Annotated in this window: 7 protein-coding genes; 4 read left to right on the forward strand and 3 right to left on the reverse strand. The window is 39.3% G+C overall.

Annotated features, from left to right (window positions below):
• Positions 1-8 precede the first annotated feature (8 nt).
• Genes IRT38_RS07090 through IRT38_RS07100 form a run of 3 tightly spaced genes read left to right on the forward strand, consistent with a single transcriptional unit; the run spans position 9 to position 3,833 of the window.
• Positions 9-947, forward strand: coding sequence for an ABC transporter permease (locus tag IRT38_RS07090; RefSeq protein WP_194597309.1), 939 nt, complete (start codon positions 9-11; stop codon positions 945-947).
• 7 nt (positions 948-954) lie between these two features.
• On the forward strand, positions 955-2,097 hold the full coding sequence (locus IRT38_RS07095) for an ABC transporter permease (RefSeq protein WP_194597310.1): 1,143 nt from the start codon (positions 955-957) through the stop codon (positions 2,095-2,097).
• A 14-nt stretch (positions 2,098-2,111) separates the two neighbouring features.
• Positions 2,112-3,833 (forward strand): ABC transporter ATP-binding protein, encoded by a 1,722-nt coding sequence (locus IRT38_RS07100; RefSeq protein WP_194597311.1) that lies wholly within the window; start codon positions 2,112-2,114, stop codon positions 3,831-3,833.
• Positions 3,834-3,913: 80 nt separating this feature from the next.
• On the opposite strand, the gene rluB is transcribed toward IRT38_RS07100, so the two are convergent.
• The 3 genes from rluB to IRT38_RS07115 are packed head-to-tail and all read right to left on the reverse strand — an operon-like array spanning position 3,914 to position 6,290.
• On the reverse strand, positions 3,914-4,858 hold the full coding sequence (rluB, locus tag IRT38_RS07105; protein WP_004952611.1) for a 23S rRNA pseudouridine(2605) synthase RluB: 945 nt from the start codon (positions 4,856-4,858) through the stop codon (positions 3,914-3,916).
• A gap of 41 nt (positions 4,859-4,899) precedes the next feature.
• Positions 4,900-5,499: an SMC-Scp complex subunit ScpB gene (gene scpB / locus IRT38_RS07110; protein ID WP_004914032.1), complete on the reverse strand. Its 600-nt coding sequence runs from the start codon at positions 5,497-5,499 to the stop codon at positions 4,900-4,902.
• Entirely contained in the window at positions 5,496-6,290 is a 795-nt protein-coding gene (locus tag IRT38_RS07115) for a segregation and condensation protein A (protein ID WP_194597312.1), read from the reverse strand. Before IRT38_RS07115 ends, scpB begins: the two co-directional genes overlap by 4 nt.
• Before the next feature lie 238 nt (positions 6,291-6,528).
• On the opposite strand from IRT38_RS07115, the gene IRT38_RS07120 reads away from it, so the two are divergent.
• A complete protein-coding gene (locus IRT38_RS07120) occupies positions 6,529-7,242 on the forward strand; it encodes a GNAT family N-acetyltransferase (RefSeq protein WP_194597313.1) in 714 nt (237 codons plus the stop codon).
• Positions 7,243-7,535: the final 293 nt, after the last annotated feature.

Genomic DNA, 7,535 nt, shown 5'->3' on the forward strand with positions numbered 1-7,535 from the left:
GCATCTTTATGCTGGCATATATCATACGCCGTATATGGCAGATGATCCCGACGATGCTTGGGGTCGTGCTGCTGATTTTTTTCTTATTCAATTGGGTGGGGGGAGATCCTGCATATATCTTGGCAGGAAAAATGTCGAATCCTGAGCAAATAGAAAATATCCGACAACAGTTAGGCGTCGATCAGCCTTATTACATTCAACTTTGGATCTTTATCAAGCAAATTCTAAGTTTCGATTATGGCGTGAGTTGGAGTACAGGTGAATCAGTCTCGCAAATTATAAGCACGCGTTTAGGGCCATCATTGACGATTTTGATTCCATTGACGATTTTACAAACCGTTATTTCGATCATTTTGGCGTTGGCTGTTGCCTCAGTGCGAGGAAGTTTGACTGATCGTATGGTAATGATGCTTTGCACGATTGGAATGTCGATTAGTATTTTGGTTTATATCATTATTTTTCAATACTTCTTTGCTTATCAACTTGGTTGGTTTCCAGTTCAAGGCTGGAGCGATAGCTTCAGTGAAAATCTATTCAAATATGCATTATTACCTGTTCTTATCATGTTGGTGGTAAGTATCGCCCCAACGTTAAGACTCTATCGTAGCTTTATTTTGGATGAGGTGAATCAGGACTATGTGCGCACGGCACGCGCTAAAGGGGTGAGTGAACGACGTGTCTATGGCGTGCATGTTTTACGTAATGCTTCGATTCCGATTGTGACGGATGTGATGGCAACTTTACCTGCTTTGTTAATTGGTGCCTTTTTGATCGAACGCTTTTTTGGTATTCCAGGGATCGGTCGAGAAGTCATTATTGCTGTTGAACGAAGTGATTTTCCTGTGATTAAAGCGATTACGGTATACGTTGCCGCTGCAACCATGTTTTTTAACTTAATTGCTGATCTGATTTATAAATTAATCGATCCGCGTGTAGAGTTGAAGTAGGTGAACTATGCTGAGTGTATTATCAAAACGAAAAGCGCAAGTTCAGACCAACACCGCATCTTCAGGATTATGGCGTTTGGCAGTACAACGATTAAAAGCTGATCGTATTGCTATGGCATCCTTATTCATCGTATTCGCCTATTTCATTGTGCTGCTACTATCTGTTACAGGCGTAATCGCCTCGGATTGGAACAAAGAAGTCGCAGTCAGTTACGCGCCGCCAACCTTTATGGGCGCTGATACTGAAGATTCGCCTCTGAGTCCAGTCGCCAAGCAAGTGGAAGTTCTACCTGAAAATCCAGTCGATCCTTTAAAAGATATTTTACGGGAATTAAATACTCAAACAGCACAACAAACCTCAGGCTATGGAGCCATTGATTACTACGGTGTAACCGATCCATTGGCATCGGATATGCAATCAATCAATCAGCAACTTGGAGGCGAGTTACTTGATCAAAAGCAAGAGCTGAAATCAACTTTGGCATTCGGTGCAGATAAATGGGGGCAAGATGTTCTCCTTAAAACGATTAAAGGCGCAGAAACTTCGATTCTTGTAGGATTACTATCAGCACTTTTAGCTGTTGTAATTGGGACATTTCTTGGTGCAATCGCGGGATATTTGGGTGGTTGGGTAGATGATGTGCTCAATTGGTTCTATAACATCTTTACTTCAATACCTTATCTATTATTGGTTTTGGCTGTTGCAGCAGTTTTGCAGCAGAAAGGTATTCTTTCGATTGTATTAATTCTAGGTTTAACAGGCTGGACAGGAGTGTTCCGTTTGATTCGTGCTGAATATATGAAGCATAAATCTCGTGAATATGTACTTGCTGCGAAAGCAATTGGAGTCAGCCATTTCCGTCGTATGTTTGTACATATTTTCCCGAACGTGAGTCATATCGCGTTGGTTCAGATTTCAATTCTAGTGGTAGCGTTTATCAAGTCAGAAGTAATCTTAAGCTTCCTCGGTTTTGGTGTTCCTGTCGGTGTTGTGTCATGGGGCAGTATGTTGAATGAGGCGCAAACCGAATTGATTTTAGGGAAATGGTGGCAATTGGCTGCCGCATCGATTGCGATGGCGGTGTTAGTGACAGCATTTTCTATGTTTACTGATGCATTACGTGATGCATTGGATCCAAAACTGAAATAGCGGAGTGAGATGCGATGACAACAATAAATGAATCACCGTTATTAAAAGTTGAAAATCTTGAGGTGAGTTTTAAATCCGAGAGCAAACAATGGATTAAAACTGTTAAAGGGATTTCGTTTAGTATCCCAAAAAATAAAACAGTTGCTTTAGTTGGAGAGTCGGGAAGTGGTAAATCAGTCACTTCATTGGCGGTTATGGGATTGTTACCGAAAGGACAAAGCCAAATTTCAGAACAGAGCCAAATCCGTTTTGAAGATAAAGACTTACTCAATCTATCTGTTGCAGAGTTACGTAATATTTGTGGAAAAGATATTGCGATGATTTTCCAAGAGCCAATGTCATCATTAAATCCTGTATTCACCGTTGGTGATCAAATTGCAGAGGTTTTGCGTATTCACTTGGGGATGGGGCGTAAACAAGCTCGTGCACGTGTTTTAGAATTGTTGAAAGAAGTCGGTATTCCATCTCCCGACACTAAGATCGATGCTTATCCAAGTCAATTATCTGGTGGTCAACAACAACGTGTGATGATTGCGATGGCGATCGCTTGTGAACCGAAACTACTGATTGCGGATGAGCCTACAACTGCACTGGATGTCACCATTCAAAAACAAATTATTGATTTGTTGGAGTCTTTGCGTCAACGTCGTGAAATGTCAATGTTGTTTATTACCCATGATTTGGCATTGGTCGGTGAAATTGCCGATGAAGTGATTGTAATGCGTCATGGTGAAATTCGTGAAAGTGGAGATGCTCAACAAGTTTTAGAACAACCGAATGATGTCTATACGCGAGCATTGTTGCATTGTCGTCCACAACTATCTTCACGTCCATATCGTTTACCTGTGACCAGTGACTTTATGAAACAAGAAAATGGTCAGCTTATCGAAGCTATTAATCTGTCAACGTTTCATCTGCAAGAACGTAGTCGTGGCTTAACAGGTGACGAGCCGATTATCTTGGATGTACAAAATCTCAAAAAATCATTTTATAGTCGTAAAGGTTTATGGGGACGTGATGAGTTTCAGGCGGTGAAAGGTGTTTCCTTTAGACTGGCAAAGGGCAAAACACTGGGTTTGGTGGGTGAGTCTGGATCTGGGAAAACGACAATTGGTTTGTTACTTATGCGATTGCATGAAGCAACTGGTGGTCAGGCCTTTATAGATGGTAAAGATATTCTTGCAATGTCAGAGAAGGAATTTGCCCTCTATCAACGTAAAATTCAGATCATTTTCCAAAATCCTTACGCATCATTAAATCCTCGGTTTACCATTGGGCAGATTTTACTTGAACCGATGCGTATTCATGGGATCGGTCAAAATGATCAAGAGCGTAAAAAAATTGCACTAGAGCTTCTGGAGCGTGTTAGCCTACCTGTTGAAGCATATGATCGTTATCCACATGAGTTTTCGGGAGGACAGCGTCAACGGATTGCGATTGCACGTTGCTTAACTTTGAAACCTGAGATTTTGATCTGTGATGAGTCAGTTTCAGCGCTTGATGTGTCTGTACAGGCTCAGGTATTAAACTTGCTTCAGGATTTACAGGATGAGTTTGGTTTGAGTTATATTTTTATTTCTCATGATTTATCTGTGGTGAAATATATTTCAGATCAAGTAATGGTCATGAATCATGGGGAAGTGGTTGAAATTGCAAATTCAGATGAGCTCTATTTGAATCCTCAACATGAATATACCCAAAAATTATTAAAAGCAATTCCACAAGGTATTGCTTAGCTAGCTTCTGATTTTCATATCTAAGTCCCATAAAAAAACGCTCAAATTTGAGCGTTTTTTTTATTTACATTGCTGAGCAATTAGAACTTTTTAAAACCTTTATTCAGGCCAATAGTTTTGCGTCCACTGTTGCCGTTATTATTGGCATTTGGGCGTTGTTGTTGCTCTGGTTGTTCATCATCACGACGTTGTTGACGTAAATAACCTCCACGACGCGCCGCCATTGGTTTTTCACTCATACGTTCAGTACGACGTTTTGCCATACCGAATAAGCCTGTACCTTGACGAGGTTTTAATTCAACTGATTTCGCTAAGTTATCGATATCAGCTTTATCGAGTTCCATCCAGCGACCTGTGCGTAATTCACGTGGCAAAATCACTGTACCGTAACGAGTACGGAGTAGACGACTTACTTTTAAACCTTGTGATTCAAAGATACGACGTACTTCACGATTACGTCCTTCTTTCACAACAACTTGATACCAACGGTTAATTCCATCGCCACCAATTTCGGAGAAAGATTCAAACTTAGCAGGACCATCTTCAAGTTCGACGCCCTTGAGCATATTGTTACGAATTTGCGGAGTGACTTCACCCATAACACGAACGGCATATTCACGTTCTACTTCATTTGAAGGGTGCATTAAGCGGTTAGCAAGCTCACCATCATTTGTAAAAATCAATAAACCAGTACTGTTGATATCAAGACGACCCACCATTACCCAACGATCATTGGCGATTTGGGGTAAGTGATCAAATACAGTAGGGCGTTTCTCAGGATCATTGCGTGAGCAAATCTCACCTTCAGGCTTGTAGTAGATCAATACACGACGACGTATTTCGTCTTCAATCTGGAATTGTACTTTACGACCATCGATACGGAGTTCATCAGTCGGTTCAATACGCTCACCTACTTGGGCGATTTTACCATTGATGCTGACACGACCAGCAGCAATAACTTCTTCCATATAACGACGTGAGCCTAACCCCACTCTCGCCAGTACCTTTTGTAATTTTTCACTCATGACAGCACAACCTTAGACATAATGATCAACAGTTCACCTTCTCAAGACTTCGGCGCATGTGCATCGAGAGCCATGAATGCTTCCTTGGCGTTCTGTAGGGGAGGCAATTGACCTAGCGAAGCTAGACCAAAAGCATTTAAAAATTGAGGCGTTGTAACTAACAACGCGGGTCTTCCAGGTAAATCTCTAAAACCAGATTCTTTAATCCAGTTCCAGTCAAAAAGCGTTCTCAAGTTTTGGCTATTGTTTGAAACACCACGAATTTGTTCGATATCAGCACGTGTTACAGGTTGATGATAAGCAATTACTGCAACCGTTTCGAGTAAAGAAGGAGAAAGTTTCGTCGGACGTTCAGGCCAAACTTGCGCGATAATATTTCGATATTTTGCACGGACTTGAAAACGAAAGCCCTGTGCAGTTTCAATTAATTCAATAGATCGACCATGCTGCAACATTGCAAGCTGTTGCACAAAAGTACGTAATTGTTGCTTATTATATTGGTTTTGAAATGCTTCTTTTAGTCGTGCTAGTGAAACTGGGGAGTCGCTGGCAAATAAAATAGCCTCAATTTGCAACAAAACATCATGATGGATATCTTCAAGAGACATGCCTTCATGTGAATCGAATTGTTCTAAACTCATGCTGATACTCCTTGAATAGTTAATGGAGCCTCGATACCAGAATGAATAATTTTAATTTTTTGTTGTCTTGTGAGTTCTAGAACAGCCATAAATGTTACAACCATTCCCATACGACCTTGTTTTGGATTTAACAGCTCAATAAAACTCAAGCTCAAACCAGTTGCAAGTTGACTTTCGATGAAGGCGATTCGCTCTTCTAACAATACAGGTTCTTGTGCAACAACATGTTTAACGGGTTCAGGACGATTGAATACGCAAAACAAAGCATCACGTAATGCATCTACATCATAACCTTCATAAATCGGGGCAATATGACCTATGCTTACGTTTGTACTAAAAGTATCTCGCTCAAAAATTGGCATTTGCCCTAATTTTTCAGCCGCTTGTTTGATTCTTAAATACGTTTTAAGTCGATCAATAAGTTCTTGTTTTGGATCTTTTTCAAATTGATCTACAGCAACAGGTTTTGGAAGTAACAAACGAGATTTCAAATCGGCGAGTAATGCAGCCATCACCATATAGTCTGCGGTGAGTTCGATATTGAGCGATTTCATGCTATCCATATAAGACAGATATTGGGTAGCGATTGGTGAAATATCCAATTGTAAAAGATCAAATCCATTTTTCTGGATTAAATAGATGAGGAAATCTAGAGGACCCTCAAATTGCTCAAGTAAAATTTCAAATGCAGCAGGGGGAATATACAAATCTTCAGGTACAGCTTCTTGCCATTCGTCAAGCACACGAATGGAAGGAGAAGTCTCCAATGTAGAAGAAAGGATTTGATTCATTACCGTTATAAGCCACGCGAATTTTCAAAAGCATGAAAGAGAAAGTGCGGACACATGCAAATTCACATGTCACAACAAGTTCAGCTATTCTAATCGAATTACCTAATTTAATAAATTGCTCACTTACAAAAACCTTAAGTTTCTCAGGGTATTTTCTATGCTTATGGCATCGTATGCAGTCCATAGATGAATTTTATGGTTAAATTGTCTTCGCATTATAAAAAATTGGCATTTTTTTATGTACAGATATCAAGAAACACAAGAAAACAAATTTGGACAGCTCACCAGTTTTTCAGTTGAGCACTTTAAGCCTTGTGAACTAGTGCGTGGAAATATTGAGGGCAATTATGTCAATTTAATTGATATCAATTCTGAAGTTTCAAATCGAGTTTTTTCTCAAATTTGGAACTGTGTTGCAACAGAGCCAGATGAAAGTTGTTGGACCTATTTGCCGTATGCCGCACCATTGAATTTAACTGTACTTACGGAATCACTAAAAAATTTATTTAATTTTAAAGGCTCAACACATTTTCTAATTGAAATTGAAGGTGAAATCTGTGGATGGATTGCTCTGCTTAATCCTAGGCTCGACAACGGTGCCATAGAAATCGGCAATGTTTATTTCTCTCATAAAATGAAAAAGTCGAGGGCTGCTACAGAGGCTATTTTTCTATTATTACAACAATGTTTTAAGCAAAGATTTCGACGCATTGAGTGGAAGTGTGATGATTGTAATCAACCTTCTAAAGCAGCTGCATTGCGTTTCGGGTTTCAATATGAAGGTTTATTTAGACAAGATCGAATTGTGAAAGGAAGAAATCGTAATACAGCGTGGTTTTCAATTATTGATGAAGAGTGGTCAGATTTAGAGCCAGCTTATCAACAATGGTTAAGTCCAGAAAATTTTGATGCAAAAGGTATTCAGAAAAAGCGGTTATCAGATTTTATATGATTCAATTTAGACATTAAGCATCAAAAATTGCGTATTCGATAATTGATTGACATTGAGATCGAATACACAAGTTTAGATTCTCTAAATCTTCAAATATGTCTTTTACAATCTTAACTTCTAAAAAATATTCAAAACCTTTTTGTCATGTTTAATTTGTATAATCCCTTCTTTGACTTCAAGGGTGATAGATAGGTTCTAAAAGCCAAGGTTCAATGACATAGATTGTCTGGTCATCAGCATAATCATAAATGTTCACTAACATTTGAAATAGATGCATTTGCTATATCTTTATT

It is taken from the genome of Acinetobacter sp. SK-43 (assembly GCF_015351505.1).
Taxonomy (GTDB): domain Bacteria; phylum Pseudomonadota; class Gammaproteobacteria; order Pseudomonadales; family Moraxellaceae; genus Acinetobacter; species Acinetobacter junii.

Bases quoted from the DNA above. Each gene is read 5' to 3' on its own strand.
- IRT38_RS07090 (WP_194597309.1), top strand. From the start codon at position 9: ATGCTGGCATATATCATACGCCGTATATGGCAGATGATCCCGACGATG.
- IRT38_RS07095 (WP_194597310.1), top strand. From the start codon at position 955: ATGCTGAGTGTATTATCAAAACGAAAAGCGCAAGTTCAGACCAACACC.
- IRT38_RS07100 (WP_194597311.1), top strand. From the start codon at position 2,112: ATGACAACAATAAATGAATCACCGTTATTAAAAGTTGAAAATCTTGAG.
- rluB (WP_004952611.1), bottom strand. From the start codon at position 4,858: ATGAGTGAAAAATTACAAAAGGTACTGGCGAGAGTGGGGTTAGGCTCA.
- scpB (WP_004914032.1), bottom strand. From the start codon at position 5,499: ATGAGTTTAGAACAATTCGATTCACATGAAGGCATGTCTCTTGAAGAT.
- IRT38_RS07115 (WP_194597312.1), bottom strand. From the start codon at position 6,290: ATGAATCAAATCCTTTCTTCTACATTGGAGACTTCTCCTTCCATTCGT.
- IRT38_RS07120 (WP_194597313.1), top strand. From the start codon at position 6,529: ATGTACAGATATCAAGAAACACAAGAAAACAAATTTGGACAGCTCACC.